The sequence below is a fragment of the Bacillus luti genome (assembly GCF_009739945.1).
Taxonomy (GTDB): Bacteria; Bacillota; Bacilli; order Bacillales; family Bacillaceae_G; genus Bacillus_A; species Bacillus_A luti.
On sequence record NZ_CP040336.1, the window covers coordinates 4,914,845 to 4,931,617 of the forward strand.

The 16,773-nt window shown below is 35.0% G+C and carries 19 protein-coding genes, 1 pseudogene and 1 riboswitch; of the genes and pseudogenes, 12 read left to right on the forward strand and 8 right to left on the reverse strand.

The features are described 5' to 3' along the window. Positions 1-30: 30 nt before the first annotated feature. The gene (locus EUC40_RS24735) at positions 31-1,008 is read right to left on the reverse strand and encodes a LacI family DNA-binding transcriptional regulator (RefSeq protein ID WP_156576830.1); all 978 of its coding nucleotides are present in this window, start codon (positions 1,006-1,008) and stop codon (positions 31-33) included. Positions 1,009-1,313: 305 nt separating this feature from the next. On the opposite strand from EUC40_RS24735, the gene EUC40_RS24740 reads away from it, so the two are divergent. Beyond that, positions 1,314-1,409, forward strand: a complete 96-nt coding sequence (locus EUC40_RS24740) for a DUF3948 family protein (protein WP_001059999.1) — start codon at positions 1,314-1,316, stop codon at positions 1,407-1,409. A gap of 62 nt (positions 1,410-1,471) precedes the next feature. Here EUC40_RS24740 and EUC40_RS24745 read toward each other — a convergent pair whose 3' ends face one another. After that, positions 1,472-2,077: a lysophospholipid acyltransferase family protein gene (locus EUC40_RS24745; protein ID WP_000277789.1), complete on the reverse strand. Its 606-nt coding sequence runs from the start codon at positions 2,075-2,077 to the stop codon at positions 1,472-1,474. A 211-nt stretch (positions 2,078-2,288) separates the two neighbouring features. Between EUC40_RS24745 and EUC40_RS24750 the strand changes: the two genes are divergently transcribed. Beyond that, positions 2,289-2,384 (forward strand): DUF3948 family protein, encoded by a 96-nt coding sequence (locus EUC40_RS24750; RefSeq protein ID WP_156576831.1) that lies wholly within the window; start codon positions 2,289-2,291, stop codon positions 2,382-2,384. 60 nt (positions 2,385-2,444) lie between these two features. On the opposite strand, the gene EUC40_RS24755 is transcribed toward EUC40_RS24750, so the two are convergent. Together EUC40_RS24755 and EUC40_RS24760 are read right to left on the reverse strand one after the other, a co-directional pair. Next, entirely contained in the window at positions 2,445-2,585 is a 141-nt protein-coding gene (locus tag EUC40_RS24755) for a YrzO family protein (RefSeq protein WP_000894071.1), read from the reverse strand. 21 nt (positions 2,586-2,606) lie between these two features. Then, the gene (locus EUC40_RS24760; protein WP_001252502.1) at positions 2,607-3,575 is read right to left on the reverse strand and encodes a DMT family transporter; all 969 of its coding nucleotides are present in this window, start codon (positions 3,573-3,575) and stop codon (positions 2,607-2,609) included. A 127-nt stretch (positions 3,576-3,702) separates the two neighbouring features. On the opposite strand from EUC40_RS24760, the gene EUC40_RS24765 reads away from it, so the two are divergent. Both EUC40_RS24765 and EUC40_RS24770 read left to right on the forward strand, forming a co-directional pair. Further along, the gene (locus tag EUC40_RS24765) at positions 3,703-4,569 is read left to right on the forward strand and encodes a LysR family transcriptional regulator (protein WP_000423067.1); all 867 of its coding nucleotides are present in this window, start codon (positions 3,703-3,705) and stop codon (positions 4,567-4,569) included. Positions 4,570-4,824: 255 nt separating this feature from the next. Next, the gene (locus tag EUC40_RS24770) at positions 4,825-4,926 is read left to right on the forward strand and encodes a DUF3948 family protein (protein ID WP_001060013.1); all 102 of its coding nucleotides are present in this window, start codon (positions 4,825-4,827) and stop codon (positions 4,924-4,926) included. 65 nt (positions 4,927-4,991) lie between these two features. Here EUC40_RS24770 and EUC40_RS24775 read toward each other — a convergent pair whose 3' ends face one another. Continuing rightward, entirely contained in the window at positions 4,992-5,939 is a 948-nt protein-coding gene (locus EUC40_RS24775; RefSeq protein ID WP_098663583.1) for a substrate-binding domain-containing protein, read from the reverse strand. Between the two features lie 134 nt (positions 5,940-6,073). Here EUC40_RS24775 and modA point away from each other — a divergent pair, with 134 nt between their 5' ends. The 7 genes and pseudogenes from modA (at position 6,074) to EUC40_RS24810 (ending at position 14,616) form a co-directional block, all read left to right on the forward strand. Continuing rightward, positions 6,074-6,880, forward strand: a complete 807-nt coding sequence (modA, locus tag EUC40_RS24780; RefSeq protein WP_156576832.1) for a molybdate ABC transporter substrate-binding protein — start codon at positions 6,074-6,076, stop codon at positions 6,878-6,880. A gap of 5 nt (positions 6,881-6,885) precedes the next feature. Next, complete coding sequence (modB, locus tag EUC40_RS24785) at positions 6,886-7,560, forward strand: molybdate ABC transporter permease subunit (RefSeq protein ID WP_156576833.1); 675 nt, start codon at positions 6,886-6,888, stop codon at positions 7,558-7,560. Between the two features lie 300 nt (positions 7,561-7,860). Further along, positions 7,861-8,712, forward strand: coding sequence for a GRP family sugar transporter (locus EUC40_RS24790; protein ID WP_000353549.1), 852 nt, complete (start codon positions 7,861-7,863; stop codon positions 8,710-8,712). A 212-nt stretch (positions 8,713-8,924) separates the two neighbouring features. After that, positions 8,925-9,728: a pyrroline-5-carboxylate reductase gene (proC, locus tag EUC40_RS24795; protein WP_156576834.1), complete on the forward strand. Its 804-nt coding sequence runs from the start codon at positions 8,925-8,927 to the stop codon at positions 9,726-9,728. A gap of 1 nt (position 9,729) precedes the next feature. Continuing rightward, a complete protein-coding gene (locus EUC40_RS24800) occupies positions 9,730-10,563 on the forward strand; it encodes an aldo/keto reductase (protein WP_156576835.1) in 834 nt (277 codons plus the stop codon). Between the two features lie 152 nt (positions 10,564-10,715). Beyond that, a riboswitch (SAM riboswitch) is annotated at positions 10,716-10,821 on the forward strand. Between the two features lie 132 nt (positions 10,822-10,953). Beyond that, positions 10,954-12,594: pseudogene (locus EUC40_RS24805) on the forward strand (peptide ABC transporter substrate-binding protein). A 381-nt stretch (positions 12,595-12,975) separates the two neighbouring features. Further along, positions 12,976-14,616: a peptide ABC transporter substrate-binding protein gene (locus EUC40_RS24810; protein ID WP_156576836.1), complete on the forward strand. Its 1,641-nt coding sequence runs from the start codon at positions 12,976-12,978 to the stop codon at positions 14,614-14,616. Between the two features lie 40 nt (positions 14,617-14,656). Here EUC40_RS24810 and EUC40_RS24815 read toward each other — a convergent pair whose 3' ends face one another. Genes EUC40_RS24815 through EUC40_RS24825 form a run of 3 tightly spaced genes read right to left on the reverse strand, consistent with a single transcriptional unit; the run spans position 14,657 to position 16,110 of the window. Beyond that, positions 14,657-15,004 (reverse strand): ABC-2 transporter permease, encoded by a 348-nt coding sequence (locus EUC40_RS24815; protein WP_156576837.1) that lies wholly within the window; start codon positions 15,002-15,004, stop codon positions 14,657-14,659. Next, complete coding sequence (locus tag EUC40_RS24820) at positions 15,001-15,192, reverse strand: hypothetical protein (protein ID WP_000922547.1); 192 nt, start codon at positions 15,190-15,192, stop codon at positions 15,001-15,003. The genes EUC40_RS24815 and EUC40_RS24820 overlap by 4 nt, the downstream gene beginning before the upstream one ends. 18 nt (positions 15,193-15,210) lie before the next feature. Beyond that, entirely contained in the window at positions 15,211-16,110 is a 900-nt protein-coding gene (locus EUC40_RS24825) for a helix-turn-helix transcriptional regulator (protein WP_156576838.1), read from the reverse strand. 172 nt (positions 16,111-16,282) lie between these two features. On the opposite strand from EUC40_RS24825, the gene EUC40_RS24830 reads away from it, so the two are divergent. Next, positions 16,283-16,750: a YusW family protein gene (locus EUC40_RS24830; RefSeq protein ID WP_151626289.1), complete on the forward strand. Its 468-nt coding sequence runs from the start codon at positions 16,283-16,285 to the stop codon at positions 16,748-16,750. Positions 16,751-16,773: the final 23 nt, after the last annotated feature.

A 16,773-nucleotide genomic window follows, 5' to 3' on the forward strand; every position in this document is an offset into this window, starting at 1 on the left:
TTATGCGATTATACACATAACGGATTAAAACTAAACGGTAGAGCGTTCCACAAGTTCATATGGAATTTCCACCTTTTCTTGTTTAGAACTTTCATCACTTATTTGCCTATAAAACATTTCAAAGGCCTTTTTACCTATCACCTTTAAATTTTGATCAATGGTTGTAAGTTGTAACACTTGCGAAATAGGTTGATTATCAAAGCCAATAATCGCTAAATCCTCAGGAACTTGAATACCTAATTTTTCAGCTTCTGTCATAACCCCAATCGCAACTTCATCTCCCGCTACTATTAACGCTTCAGGAAGATCCTGCATCCCCTTTAACTTATGAGCAGTTCTCACACCATCTTCTAACGTAAAACATTCTGTAAAAATCCATTCCTCATTAACTTCTTCATCTATAGATTGCAATTGCTGTTTATAAACATCAAAACGCTTTTGACTACTCGGCCCTAATTTCCTTCCCGTACAATAGCCAATTTTTTTATAACCTTTCTCAATCAAATAATCCATTCCTAATTGAAAGGCCGCCGAATGATTCGTATATACACTTGAGATATTTGAAATATCATTATCTTCACAAGCAACAATCGTCCCGTAGGAAGCATATGGCTCTATCGTTTCCCAATCATTCGCACGAGAACAAATAATAAGGCCATCCAATTGCTTTGTTTTTAACATATGTAAACTTTTCATTTCTTCTTTTTTATTATAGTTTGTTTGGCAAAGTAGCACCTTATAGTTATGAGCTAACGCAACCTCCATCATTCCGCCCACCATCGCATCAAAACACGGATGATTAATATATGGTAGAATCACACCCACAATATTCGTCTTCCCTTTTGATAAATGAACAGCATTTGCATTTTGTGAGTAATTCAATTTCTCAACTATTTCTAAAACAACTCTCCTTTTTTCTTCACTTACGTATGGATGATCATTTAGCACCCTCGAAACAGTTGTAACTGAAACCCCAGCCATCTTTGCGATATCTTTAATATTAGCCATACACTCACCTCTACTCCTAACTTAATGAATGCAATGAACATATGTCAATTCTTCTTATCATTACACCTTCATTCGTTTTTCTTACAAAAGTGTAATTTTCCTGTAAGCTAATTCGATAGTGACTCTCCGCAATATTTCATACAATTAAGTCAGAAACAGGGCAACAACTATTCGAAAAGGAGCGGATTCATATGATGAACAAAATGAAAACAAACAATTTCTTAAATACAATGGGCATGGTATTATCCGCTCTTATCGATGCAAAATCTGTTGCTTCTACATTAAACAAGTAAGGAGAATGTATTATGAATAACATCACTTTTAACAAATTAGATTTTTTAGGACTAGCTAGCGGCTCGATTCTTCTTACTGCTTTTATTTACGCTGCTACGCTTGTATAACTTTGTGTCCCCTTTCCCCTTTATATAGAAAAAGACGACCGCCTATGCCCGGTCGTCTTTTCTTATTTTTGATTCGATTGCAAAGTTTCCTTTAGCTCCTCAAACTTCTCATTTAATTGATCTGTCATCATTTTCATAGCTGTTTTTCGATCTATTTGTTCTTCAGCATCAATTTGAATTGGATCACCAAAAATCAATTGCGCCTTTTTCCCTTTTATTAATTCTTTTACACTTGATGGACCAACATAAGCTGCTGGCACTAATGGAACGTTAGAACGTAGCGCAATCGTAACAGCCCCAGCTTTTAATGAAACATCTTCTGTTGATCTCGTACCACTCGGAAAAATCCCTACAACCTTTCCTTCTTTTAATAAGCGTGATGGAATTTTAAGTGTACTCGGCCCTGGATTTGCGCGATCTACAGGGAATGCATTTACATTTTTAAAGAACCAATTTTTGAATTTCCCTTCAAATAACTCTTTTTTTGCCATGTAATGGATTTGGGTCGGATACATCCCTGTCGCTAACATTAGTACATCCATAAAACTTGTATGCGTGCATGCAACAACATACGGACCACCTTCTGGTAACTTTTCTCTCCCTTGCACTTCTACTTTCCCAGCTGTTTTAAATATATATTTCAACAAAAATGTAATTGGTTTATACATTTGTTTCGTTCCTTTCTGAACATCCGAAGTATAATCATTTTCTTACAACGATTATAACACTAAGTTTTAGGAGTTGGTAATAAATTTAAGTATTAATTGTTAAATTTCAATTCTTACAAAAGTGTAATTTTCTTGTAAGCTAATTCGATAGTTACTTCTTACGATATGTCATACAATTAAGTCAGAAAGAAACAAGTAAGGAGAATACATTATGAATAACATCACTTTTAACAAATTAGATTTTTTAGAATTAGCTAGTGGCTCGATTCTTCTTACTGCTTTTATTTACGCTGCTACGCTTGTATAACTTTGTGTCCCCTTTCCCCTTTATATAGAAAAAGACGACCGTCTATGCCCGGTCGTCTTTTTAAATTTTTCTTTCCTTTAATTCTTTTAATAGCTGTATCAGTTCAGCTTGTTGTTTTACCTTCTTACGACCATTTCGATTAATCGCTGCAAGCTCGCAAGCAACTCCAACGGCGAAGAAAAACAATAAACTTTCTAACATGTTAAATCCTCCAATTGCCTATTAAACCGCTTGGCGTAATTGCTCTTCTTGTAAAATCTTCTTATTTATATTTTCTTCTTTTCTCTGACAAACGTTATTGCGAATAAGTGCTGCAATAACAAGTAAGGTTCCCATAATATCAAACATCGTTATTTGATACCCTTGCATCATCATAATAACTAAAGTCGTAATAGGTACAAAGTTAATAAATAAAATACCATTAATAGATGATAAAATTTTCACACCGTAGTTCCAAGCGAGTAATGCTATAATCCCTGGTAATGTCATCATAAATAACAAATCATATTTCACAATAGAAATCGTTTCCATACTAGGAACTGAAACATATCCAAGTGCCGTAATAATTACCGTTATAATTCCTGTAACAGTCGTACCGAATACACAAGTCAATGTAGAATAACGTAATGTTGACCAATCGCTACACGTTTGACCACCCATCGTATAAATAACCCAACCTACAACCCCAACAAATATAAATGCTAGTGAAAATATGTTATCTTTCAATGTTAAAAAGAAACTCATATCACCTTTCGTAATAACAAATACAGCTCCTACAAAAGCAATAACCATACTCGTTATCATATATTTTTTCGGTTTCACATGCTTATATCCCCATAGAATACAAATCGAAATCATCGGCATAAGTGCTTCCATAATAGAGGCTACCATCACGCCTGATTTCCCCATTAACATTTGACCTAAAAATATAAGTACATTATATACAGTAAACGCCATCGTTCCGAAAAAGACGAGTAACTTCCCCCTTCCTTCTAAACGAAATGCCTGTTTCCCTTCTTTCATTAACAACAATACAATCAGTACGATCGCCACCGCTCCATAGCGAATAAGCGAAAAATAAAACGGATCTATGTATTCTAGCGCATGATCAGCAACTGGAAACATTGCTCCCCATGACATACTTGCAATTAAACACGCTAAAGCCCCTATTATCATTTGACCTCTTCTCACCACAATCCCCCGCTTCTTTCTATTTGCACAAAGAGAATTGTAAAAGAAAAAATATATCACGTAAAATGATTCAAAATGATGTTAACTATCATTTATAATGATAGTTAACATCAAGGAGGACCGTATTATGGAATTAAGAGATTTACAAATCTTCCAGAGCGTTGCCGAACAAGGTAGTGTAAGTAGCGCAGCAAAGGAATTAAATTACGTACAATCAAATGTAACTGCACGTATTAAACAACTAGAAAACGAGCTAAAAACACCGCTCTTTTATCGTCATAAACGAGGCATGACTTTAACAGCTGAAGGAAGGAAAATGCTCGTTTATGTTCATAAAATTTTGCAAGATGTCGACGAGCTAAAACAAGTATTTTTAGATAGTGAAACACCCTCCGGCATATTAAAAATCGGTACCGTCGAAACAGTAAGTACACTACCTACCATTTTATCTTCTTACTATAAAAGCTATCCGAACGTCGATTTGTCATTACAAGCAGGTCTAACAGAAGAATTAATTAGAGAAGTACTCGATCATCAATTAGATGGTGCTTTTATATCAGGGCCAATAAAACATCCCCTTATTGAACAATACGATGTTAGTACAGAAAAATTAATGCTTATAACACAAAATAAAGCTTTTCATATAGAAGAATTTACAACAACGCCTCTACTCGTTTTTAACCAAGGTTGTGGATACCGTTCCAAACTAGAACGATGGCTGAAAGACGAAGGTTTGCTACCAAAAAGAATTATGGAATTTAATATATTAGAAACAATATTAAACAGCGTTGCACTCGGCCTTGGAATTACACTCGTACCACAGTCTGCTGTCCACCATCTTTCTAAGGCTGGCAAGGTGCATTGCCATGCAATCCCTGAAAAATATGGTAGTATTTCAACGGTTTTCATACGCCGTAAAGATAGCTATATGACGAATTCGATGCGTAGCTTTTTAAAAACAATTGAAGAGCATCATCATATCAATATGCTTTAAAAGACATTCTTACACGAATGTCTTTTTTTCTTACAAAAGTGTAAGTCTTTCGTAAGCTAATTCGATAGTTGCAGGCGATCATATTTCCTATAATTAAGACATAAAGCAGGGCAACAACAATTCGAAAAGGAGCGGATACGCATGATGAACAAAATGAAATCAAATAATTTTTTAAATACAATGGGCATGGTGCTATCCGCACTTGTCGATGCAAAAGCAGTTGCAACTACATTAAACAAATAAGGAGAGATTATAATGAACAACATTACTTTCAACAAATCAGACTTTTTCGGACTTGCAAGTGGAGCTACTCTTCTTACAGCTTTCATTTACACACTTGCCCAAGGTCTTGTTTAATACTTTGTTTCCCCAAACCCCTTTATATATAGAAAAAGCTGCTCGTCTTATGGACAAGCAGCTTTTTAGTTTGTTTCATATATAATTTGACCTGTTTTCGTCATATCGTATCCGCCAATCGCTTTTAATTCATTATGAAATTCTTCCGATTGCAGAATATCTTTCACAACTTCAATCAGCTCTTCATTTTCTTTATTCTTCAAAATCACTAAATCATACTGTTCTTTCATGATTGGAATAAAGTCTACATTTACAATCTGTGAAAACTTTTCTGATCCTACTCCCACGTCAGCTTTTCCATTCGCGACTTGCGTGGCAACACCAAGATGATTCGATTCTTCCCATTCATATCCACTAATATGTTCTTTATTTAACTTTTGAATGCGCAATTGCTCATCCACCAGCACCCTAATACCAGAACCTTTTTCTCGATTTACAAATCGTATAGATGAATGAGATAAATCAGCCCATGTTTTTATATTTTTTGGATTCCCCTTTTGCACATAAAACCCAACGTTCCTTGATAATAAATTAATCATAATACATGGTTGTCCAACTAAAATACGTTTTACGTAAGGAACATTATATGTACCAGTTTCGCCATCAAATAAATGCAAGCTAACGATGCTTCCTTCGCCTTGATACATTTTTACTAAACTCGTTAAACTACCTTGATATGCCCGTAATATATTAGAACTTGGCAGACCATTTTCTATACGCTTTGCCAACATATCTAACGTTAGTTCTTGTCCGCTAATAATGCATGTATTCGAGATACTATTGCCGTCATTCTTTACAGGGGCAACTTGTACCTTTCCTGTTTTCATTTGCTTAATATATTGTTCTAAATCTGCTGCATCAATGCGCATCTGTCTACCAACTCTATAAGAAGGAAGTTCTCCTTTTTTAATTAAGTCGTATACAGTTAGTTTTGATACTTTTAATCGCTTTGCTACCTCTTCCGTTGTGTAGGAATGATGATCCATAGACGATTCCTCACTTTCTCCCTTCATTGTAACAAAGAAAAGAATATTTCTCCTATTTTTTTAAAAACATCTACATGTTCAAATTATATTCAATTATAACTAGTTATATTTAGTTATAATTAGTTATAATTGAATATGTCAAAACGAAAGGGGATTTTTTTATGAATAAGTTTACATTACGATCCATCGGGGCACTTATACTTTCTTTTCTTCTTATCTTTAGTGTTGCATGTACAAGCGGAGATAAGAAAGAGAAATCAACCGCTAAAGAAGAAAAAGCAGTTGAACTTACTATATCAGCAGCTGCAAGCTTACAAGATGCGCTAAAGGAGATTGAAACAAAATATAAAGAAAAAGAACCTAATATTAAACTTTCTTTTAACTTCGGCGCTTCTGGTGCACTTCAACAACAAATTGAACAAGGTGCACCTGCTGATTTATTCTTCTCAGCAGCCGAAGATAAATTCCAAACTCTTGTTAAAAAAGGATTCATTAATGAAAAAGAAGGGAAAAATCTTCTTGGAAATGAACTAGTTCTAGTCATCCCTAAGGATAGCTCTCTTACAAAATTTCAAGATTTAAAAGACGAGGAAATCAAAAAAATCGCACTTGGTACACCTGAATCTGTACCTGCCGGAAAATACGCAAAGGCTTCTCTAACACATGAAAACCTTTGGAATGATGTTCAAAATAAAATCGTATTTACAAAAGACGTTCGCCAAGTGTTAACATATGTAGAAACAGGTAATGTCGATGCGGGTATCGTATACAAAACAGATGCTCTCATTTCAGAAAAAGTAAAAATTGGTGAGACAGCAGCTGCTACATCTCATGAGCCAATCCACTATCCTTTAGGCGTTATAAAGGAATCTAAGCATAAGAAAGAGGCGACTTCATTTTATGAATATTTGCAGTCAAAAGATGCACAATCTACCTTTAAGAAATATGGATTTACAGTCCTGTCATAATTGCCATGAGCTTTGATGCTATTTTGTCGCCAATCTTTCTATCTTTACGGGTAGCTGCATGTGCCACCATAATCGTTACAATTTTAGGAACGATTATCGGACGAGCGTTAGCACGCTCCTCATGGAGATATAAAGTAATATTAGAAACTATTTTCTTATTACCAATGGTACTTCCGCCAACTGTAATTGGCTTTTTTCTCATTATCATTTTTGGAAATAACAGTCCCATTGGAACTTGGATAGAATCAATATTTCAGCAATCTATTATGTTCACATCTACTGCTGCTATCATTGCTTCTACAGTTGTTGCATTTCCGCTTATGTACCAATCGGCAAAGACAGGATTTTCTATCGCGAATGTACAAATTGAAGAGAGCGCCCGCGATCTTGGTGCAAGTGAATATCAAGTTTTTCTACACGTCACACTTCCTCTTGCATTTCCTGCCTTACTAAGCGGAATGATTTTGAGCTTTGTTCGTGCGCTCGGTGAGTTTGGTGCTACACTCATGTTTGCCGGAAACATTCCTGGTAAAACACAGACTATCCCAACTGCAATTTACATGGCCATTGATGCAAGCAATATGCAGCTCGCCTGGACGCTTGTAGTTATCACTATTAGTATGTCACTCCTATTTCTGCTATGTATTCAGCTTATTAACAAAAGAATTACTCACTCTTAAAGCAGCTTTTTTCGAAGCTGCTTCTTTATTTCTTAGGAAATAAAATATACCGTCGGGAAATAACTGAATTTTACCTTTTATTAAAATATACATTTTATTTGAATTCACTTTCTAAAATAGGCAATTTCCTGTTATTATATGGAGGTGTTTCAAAAAATGAAGAAATGAAAACGCATTTATATTGTGAATTCTTCATCCTGTTTTAGCGATCGGTAATCTTCTACTCTATTAGTGGGGCATTACCGATCGTTAGAACGATATGTAATTATATTGGTATAGGAACTCGAAGGGAGTCTTGTAATGGACATTTTATTAGCGCTTCTTCCTGCAATTGCATGGGGAAACATCTTATTAGTAAGCGTAAAAATGGGCGGTGGTGCATATAGCCAAACGGTAGGTATGACAATCGGTGCTCTATTCTTCGCAACAATTATGTATGTATTTACTCAACCAGCTTTAACAATGACAGTCTTGATTGTTGGTTTTATTTCAGGTTTATTCTGGGCTTTAGGACAAGTAAACCAATTAAAAACAGTTGAAAAACTAGGTGTTTCAACTACTGTAACGATTTCTACTGGTATGCAACTTGTTGCAACTTCTATCTTTGGGGTTATCGCTTTCCGTGAGTGGACTACTACAACAACGATTGTTCTGGGAACGATTGCAATCCTATTAATCGTAGTTGGTGTTGTATTCACATCATTAGATGATAAAGAAAATGCTCAGCCACCAGGACAATTGAAAAAAGGACTTCTTACTTTAATTGTTTCTACTTTTGGCTATCTTGTATATGTAATTATTATTCGTTGGTATAATATCGACGGTTGGTCTGCTATTTTACCACAAGCAGTTGGTATGTTTGTTGGTGCGGTTGTACTGACATCTAAACATAAACCATTTAACAAATATGCAATCCGTAATGCTCTATCTGGTTTACTATGGGGAACAGGAAACTTATTCTTACTTCTTTCCTTACCACGTGTCGGAGTTGCGACAAGCTTCCCGTTATCTCAAACTGGAATCGTTATCTCAACATTCGGTGCGATTGTCTTCTTAGGTGAAAAGAAAACAAAACGTCAATTGATCTTTATTGCACTAGGTAGTGTTTTAATTATCGGCGGCGCTGTATTACTAGGTATGACAAAAGCATAAATTTATAATCTATTAATCCCTGAAGCATAACTGCTTCAGGGATTTTTTATTACAACTATTTTTTAAGTATAATAATTTTTATAACCTTATTTGTATTAACCCTCCTCCCTCCATTTTCATCCTTCTCGCGATAAGCCTTTTCTTTTTACAAAATTCTCTTAAAAATGGTATCGTTTTTTATAACATATTCTCATCAGAAAGGAATAAAGGATATGCTAACTAAACATCGAATTTTATTTATTGGTGCTGGTCGTATGGCAGAAGCTATATTTTCCGGATTACTGAAAACAAGTAAAGAATACATCGAAGAAATTATCATTTCCAACCGAAGCAACGTAGCAAAATTAGAACAATTACAAGGGCAATATGATGTGTCTATTACAACCGATTGGAAGCATCATGTTACATCTGTTGATACGATTGTTTTAGCAATGCCACCTTCTGCACATGAAGAATTATTAGCAGAGTTATCTCCGTTACTATCGAATCAACTTGTCGTAACGGTAGCTGCTGGCATTGGTCCATCTTATTTAGAAGCGAGACTTCCCGGGGGGACGCCTGTTGCTTGGATTATGCCAAATACAGCTGCTGAAATTGGAAAGTCTATCTCCTTATATACAATGGGACAATCAGTAACCGAGATGCATCAAGAAACCCTGCAACTGCTTTTAAGAGGAATTGGTACTTCGCAACTTTGCACTGAGGAAGAAGTGCATCAACTTACTGCAGTTACTGGAAGTGCACCAGCCTTCCTTTATTACTTTGCCGAAAGCTTAATTGAAGCAACAATAAGTTATGGAGTCGATGAGGCAACTGCAAAACATCTCGTCATTCAAATGATTTCTGGCTCTGCTTCTATGCTTGAACAAACGCAAGATCCAGCTAACCTCCGCGAACAAGTAACAACACCAGGTGGTTCCACAGCTGAAGGTCTCAAAACTTTATATGAGTATAATTTTTCAGAAGCAATTCAAAAAGCAGTAGAAGCAACAAACAAAAAAGCTAGGGGGAAATAATATGAGTTTAACAAGTTTAAAAGACTATACAACATTACATAACGGTGTAAAAATGCCTTGGTTCGGTTTAGGTGTTTTTAAAGTAGAAGATGGTTCAGAAGTAATTGATTCTGTAAAAGCAGCAATTAAAAATGGCTACCGTAGCATCGATACTGCTGCAATCTATCAAAACGAAGAAGGCGTTGGACAAGCGATCCGTGAATCAGGTGTTTCACGTGAAGAATTATTCATTACATCAAAAGTGTGGAATAGCGATCAAGGCTATGAAACAACACTTCAAGCATTTGAAACTACATTAGAAAAATTAGGTCTAGAATATTTAGATTTATATTTAGTACATTGGCCTGTAAAAGGAAAATATACTGAATCATGGAAAGCGTTAGAAAAGCTTTATAAAGACGGCCGTGTTCGCGCTATTGGTGTGAGTAATTTCCACATTCACCATTTGCAAGATGTATTTGAAATCGCTGAAATTAAACCAATGGTTAACCAAGTAGAATACCATCCACGTTTAGCTCAAGAAGAATTACACACTTTCTGTAAAGAACATAACATCCAACTTGAAGCTTGGTCACCATTAATGCAAGGACAACTACTTGATAATCCAACGTTACAAGAAATTGCGACAAAATATAATAAATCAACTGCGCAAATTATTTTACGCTGGGATTTACAAAACGAAGTTGTAACAATCCCTAAATCTATTAAAGAACATCGCATTATTGAAAATGCAAATATATTCGATTTTGAATTAAGCGCTGATGACATGAAAGCAATTCAAGCACTCAATGAAGATCGTCGCGTTGGTCCAGATCCAGATAACTTTAACTTCTAGTAGAAAAACCACTGCCATATGCAGTGGTTTTTTCGTTAAAGAAAACTGAAAATTTAAACTATATTTCATTAGGTTGACACTTCATTATCCAAGGTGTAAGATTTTGAATTATCAAAGAAACACAAAAATTAATAAAATTTATTCGTTTACTCATTGTATCAAGAGAGGTGGAGGGACTGGCCCTTTGAAACCTCGGCAACAGGTTCATTTTGAATACTGTGCCACTTCCTGCAAGCTTTATGGCTTGAAAGATAGAATGAGGGAATTCGTTTATATACGGGTGCATAACTTGTACGTAAAAATCCCTCTTTCTCAATATGAAAAGAGGGATTTTTTATTTTTCATTTCCCTCATCATCATCCAAACTTAATTATTTAGGAGGAAAATCAAATGAAAAAGAAGTTTGTACCCGGTATTGCATCAGTTGTAGGAGTAAGTATTTTATTAACTGGTTGCGGTAGTTATAAAAACGAAGCAAGCGGAGCAAATGCAAAAGACGAGGCACCTAGTAAACAGGTTTTAAACTTATCTTCACCTACTGAAATACGAACAATGGATACAGCTCGAGCTACAGATACTGATTCTGGTCAAGTAATGAGAAACGTATTTGAAGGTTTGTATAATCTTGGTGAAGGTAACAAACCTGTCCCTGGCGTTGCAAAATCTCATGAAGTAAATAGCGATAAAACGAAATACACATTCCATTTACGAGATTCAAAATGGTCAAACGGTACTCCTGTTACCGCGAAAGATTTTGTCTTCGCTTGGCAAAGAGCTGTCGATCCAGCAACAGCCTCTGAATATGCATTTCTATTCTTTGATATTAAAAATGCAACAAAGATTAACAACAAAGAGCTTCCAGCCGATCAACTTGGTGTAAAAGCAATTGATGACCATACGTTTGAGGTAGAATTAGAGCGTCCTGTTCCGTATTTTATTAGCTTAACAGCGTTCCCAACATTTCTACCAATTAACGAGGAATTCTTTAAAGCACAAGGTGATAAGTACGCTTTAGAAGATAATACAATCTTGTACAACGGAGCTTTTACACTAAGCGATTGGAAGCACGAACAAAGCTTTAAATTCAAGAAAAACCCTACCTATTGGGATAAAGATGCTGTCAAACTAGAAGAAATCAATTTTAACGTCGTGAAAGAAAAATCAACAGAAGTAAATTTATTTGAATCTAAACAATTAGACCGTATAAAATTAACGTCTGATTTCGTTGATAAATATAAAAAGGATGGTAACTTTAAAGAACGTCCGAACGTAGGCGTACAATTTTTACGTATGAATCAGCAAAACAAAGTGCTGCAAAACGTTTCTGCACGCCAAGCAATTGATCAAACGATCGATCGAAAATCCTTTGTAAATACGTTATTAAATGATGGCTCTACACCAACCTTTAGTCTCGTTCCAAAAAACTTTGCAAAAGGACCTGACGGAACAGACTTCCGCGTTGCAAACAGCGATTTAACAAAGGTTGATACAAAATCGGCACAAGAATTATGGAAAAAAGCAAAACAAGAACTTGGATCTGAAAAAATAACGTTAGAATTATTAACAAGTGATGGTGACCTTGAGAAGAAAACTGGTGAATTCTTAAAAGGACAACTAGAAAAGAATTTAGATGGCTTAACAGTAAATATAAAACCGCAACCGCGTAAGCAATAAGTTTCGCTTTTATTAAAAGGTGACTACGAAATCGGTATTGATGGCTGGAGCCCTGACTTTGCGGATCCAATTACATTCCTTGAGCTATTTACAACGAATAACCCTTATAACTTAGATCATTACTCTAATAAGGAGTTCGATGAAACAATAGCAAAAGTGAAAACAACTTTAGCTGGTGATGAAAAAGCTCGCTGGGAAGCATTACTAGCATCCGAGAAAATATTATTTAAAGACTCTGTTATCGCTCCTCTTTATCAAAAGGGAGAATCTTATTTAGAACGTTCTTATGTGAAAGGAATTGTGCAAGTAGACTTTGCAGGTCAATTAAACTTCAAATGGGCAAAAATTGAAAAATAAATTGTAACTTTGACCAACGTTATTCCACCATATTAATTATTTTTTCACAAAACGTATTAAAAGTAGGTTCCTTAATACATGGGAATCTACTTTTTTAATATATTATTTCAAGAAATTAACATTCTGTTTTTATTATTGACATATAGTTCTTTCCAGTGTTAATATTCTAAATAATCAAAGAAACGAAATATTTCACCATCAAAATATAATGTCTCTATGTTGAAACATATAACGATAGATTATAGTTCAACATGTATATACATATAGAACACCTGATTACCTATAAACAAATATTCATAATAGGTTTTATCTCCTTCTATAGCTACTTCAAGACATGGACATTATGACGTTACGAACAACACATTTAGGGAGGAAAGAACAATGAAGAAAAAAGTCGTACCTGTTGTTGCATCTGTTTTAGGAGCAAGTCTACTACTAACTGCTTGCGGGGGAAATAAAGATAATGCAAGCGGAGCGAAAGCAAATGATAAAGCACCTGATAAACAGGCAATTAACTTATCATTCGCTTCAGAAATTCCAACAATGGATGTTGCAAAAGCAACGGATGGGGAATCCATGAACGTAATGCGCAATGTTTTTGAAGGGTTATATGCAATGGGAGAAGATAACACACCGATTCCTGGTGTTGCTGAGTCGGTTGACGTTAGTCCCGATAAGACAAAATATACATTCCACCTGCGTGATTCAAAATGGTCAAACGGTACTCCTGTTACAGCAAAAGACTTCGTCTTCGCTTGGCAACGTGCCGTAAATCCTGATACAGCAGCTGAATATGCATTCTTATTCTTCGATATACAGAATGCGAAACAAATAAACCAAAAACAATTGCCAATTGATCAACTAGGAGTTAAAGCTCTTGATGATAAAACGTTAGAAGTACAACTAGACCGTCCTGTTCCCTACTTCTTAAGCTTAACGACATTCTCGACATTCTTACCAGTTAATGAAGCGTACTTAAAATCTCAAGGTGATAAATACGGTTTAGAAACAAATCATTTAATTTACAACGGTGCTTTCACATTAGATAACTGGAAACACGAGCAAAGCTTCCAATTGAAGAAGAATCCTAACTATTGGGATGCTAAAACGGTAAAATTAGAAGAAATCAACTTCAATGTCGTTAAAGATAAGTCTACAGAAGTGAACTTATATGATTCAGGACAAATTGATCGTGTTGCTTTAACTGCGGAGTTTGTTGATAAATATAAGGGCGATCCAAACTTCAAAGAACGCGCTGAAGTTGGCATTCAATTTTTACGACTAAATCAAAAGAATGAAACATTAAAAAATCAACATGCACGCCTTGCTATTAACGGAGCAATGAATAAAAAAGCATACGTAGAAACAATTTTAAATAACGGTGCTGTTCCAGCTGAAGGAATGGTTCCTGTGAAATTCGCAAAGAGTCCAGAAGGCAATGACTTCCGTAAAGAAAATGGAAACCTAGTCAAAGATGATGTGAAAACAGCAAAAGAAAACTGGAAAAAAGCAAAACAAGAACTTGGTACCGACAAAGTAACAATCGAACTATTAACAAGTGATAATGCTTTAGCTAAAAAGACTGGTGAATATTTAAAAGGTGAACTCGAAAAGAATCTAGATGGCTTAACAGTGAATTTAAAACCACAACCACGTAAACAACAGTTGAAACTACTATTAAGTGGTGATTATGAAATCGGTATTGACGGTTGGGGCCCTGACTTCGCGGATCCAATTACATTCTTAGATTTATTTACAACAGATAGTGCTTATAACTTCGATAAATACTCTAACAAAGAGTACGATGAGCTCATTCATAAAGTGAAAACAGATTTAGCTGGCGATGAAAAAGCACGCTTTGAAGCAATGAAGCAAGCTGAAAAAATCTTATTACAAGACGGTGCTGTCGCTCCTTTATACCAACAAGGTCGTTCTTACTTACAACGCTCTTTCATTAAAGGACTTGTAACAACTGACTTCGGCGGTGAATTTAACTATAAGTGGACAGAAGTTGCAAAATAATAAATAAAAAGGTATCCAATCACAGGATACCTTTTTTATTTTATACTTCTTTAACTACATGACTTCTTCTCTCTACTATTCCTTTTACAGATACAGTAATGACTGCTACCAATTGCGTGACTAATATAATGACTAATAATGAAATAATATTTTTCTCTAAACTAACTCCCCAAAATATTATTGTATAATAGCCATTCGCTGCATATGTTGCGGGAAATAATTCGCCGATTGTTTGATATGTTTTAGAAAACATTTCATGCGGTACAATTACACCCGAACTTACGAGTTGTAACGATAGCGAAATTATATTAAAGATCATACCTGCATTTCCGAAAACAGCTATGAACATTTGTGTTAATGAAAGAAAGGCGAAGAAGACTATCGTCAATAATCCTCTTTTCCTTCTTTTTGCATTGAACCAAAACTCATCATAAATATAAAAACAAACATCAAATATGTTCTCCACGTCAAAGAAGGTATATGCCCTGACCAAAGATAGCTAACTAAATAGTTAATTCCCATAATACAAGACGATATTACTAAACTAATACTTATTAGTTTTACATATTTGAGCATATCTTTTCTCCTTGTTTTTTATTTTTCTACTTCTTCAAATTGTAGATTCACCGGCTCTTCTAAAAGTGTTTCATAAAAGTTTTCTGCCAAATCTGTTGAAGGAATTTTTTCATCTACTTCATCAAATCGAATACTATCTAGCCACACACAACCTTCTCCTGATAATAAAACACCAAATGCAATACCAAGTGCTTCTTCTTTTATATCTAATACAACCGAGTACGATTGCCAGTTATTCGTATTTTTAATTGGACGATTTTGCATATTATCCATAGCGAGCGGTTCTGTATCTTTTCCATCTACTCGCATCCACAATCCCGCCCAATCTCTTACGTTTTCACTCTTAACAAATGCTGTAAACCGCAACCTCTTCCCTACATATTTATCCGCTCGGAACATTTGCATTAATGTTGAAAATCCTCCGTGCGTAACATTCTCTTTTGTTTTTATGTATGCAGATACTTTCCCTTGATGGACAACTTCATAATCTAAACCCATCTCATATTCAGCAGGATGGCTTCCACTTAAGATCCATCCTTTCGGTATACCCTTTTGCATTGAAACACCCTCTCTTTCTATATAAAATGACTGGAAGTACTTTCGATATTTCTTTGGTGGCAATTGAAACATTCTTTTAAAAGCTCTCGTAAATGCCTCTTGTGAGGAAAAACCATATTGCATTGCAATATCAATAACAGCTCTTTCAGTCGATACTAAAGCCTGTGCAGCATGAGTTAATCTTCTCTTTCGAATGTAATCCGTTACACTCATCCCAATATAACTTTGAAAAATACGATGAAAATGGTACATCGACACCGCACTGTGAGATGCCACTCTTTCTGTTGTAAGCTCTTCATGTAAGTGATTCTCTATATAATCAATTGATTTTTTTATTATCTCTTTATATTCTTCATGCATTTTAGTCCCTCCTCACGACTTCAATTTACCATATACATACAAATTGTTTTTGATTTAAATTGCGGATTAGCCCTTGTGACTACAGAATAATAATTTATTTTCAACACATACATAATTACTCGTTTTTTGGAAAAACTTGTATAGAACAAATTTACATAAGGAGGAATTTATAATGAGAACTCTACTATCAATTTTATTAGCTCTTATGCTAGTACCTGCATTAACAGGATGTAAAGCTCCTGCAAAAGAAGATACAACTTCTAATAAGAAAACGACAGAAGAAGCAAAAAATGAGGCTCCTGCAGATTTAAAACTTAATTTTAATGAATTTAGTTTAGATGCAGACTATCAAGATACGAAGAAAGACTATGAAGCTGATTATAAAAATATAGCAGCTGATAAGAAAATGGAAGCAAAGCTTGAAGACCATAAAACAAATGCAAAGTTCACAGGTGACGAGGCTATTACAAAATTAAGCCCACTTCTACAAGAATTAAAATTTGATAAAGATACTCCTGACCAAGAAGTAATCGATCAAGTAGTAAACGTGTTTAAACTTGATAAGGACTATCAAAAATTCGATTTAGAAGTTGTTTTCTCTGATGGAACGAAAAAAGAATATAAACGAGAAATAAAATAAAGAAGTAGGCGATTGCCTACTTC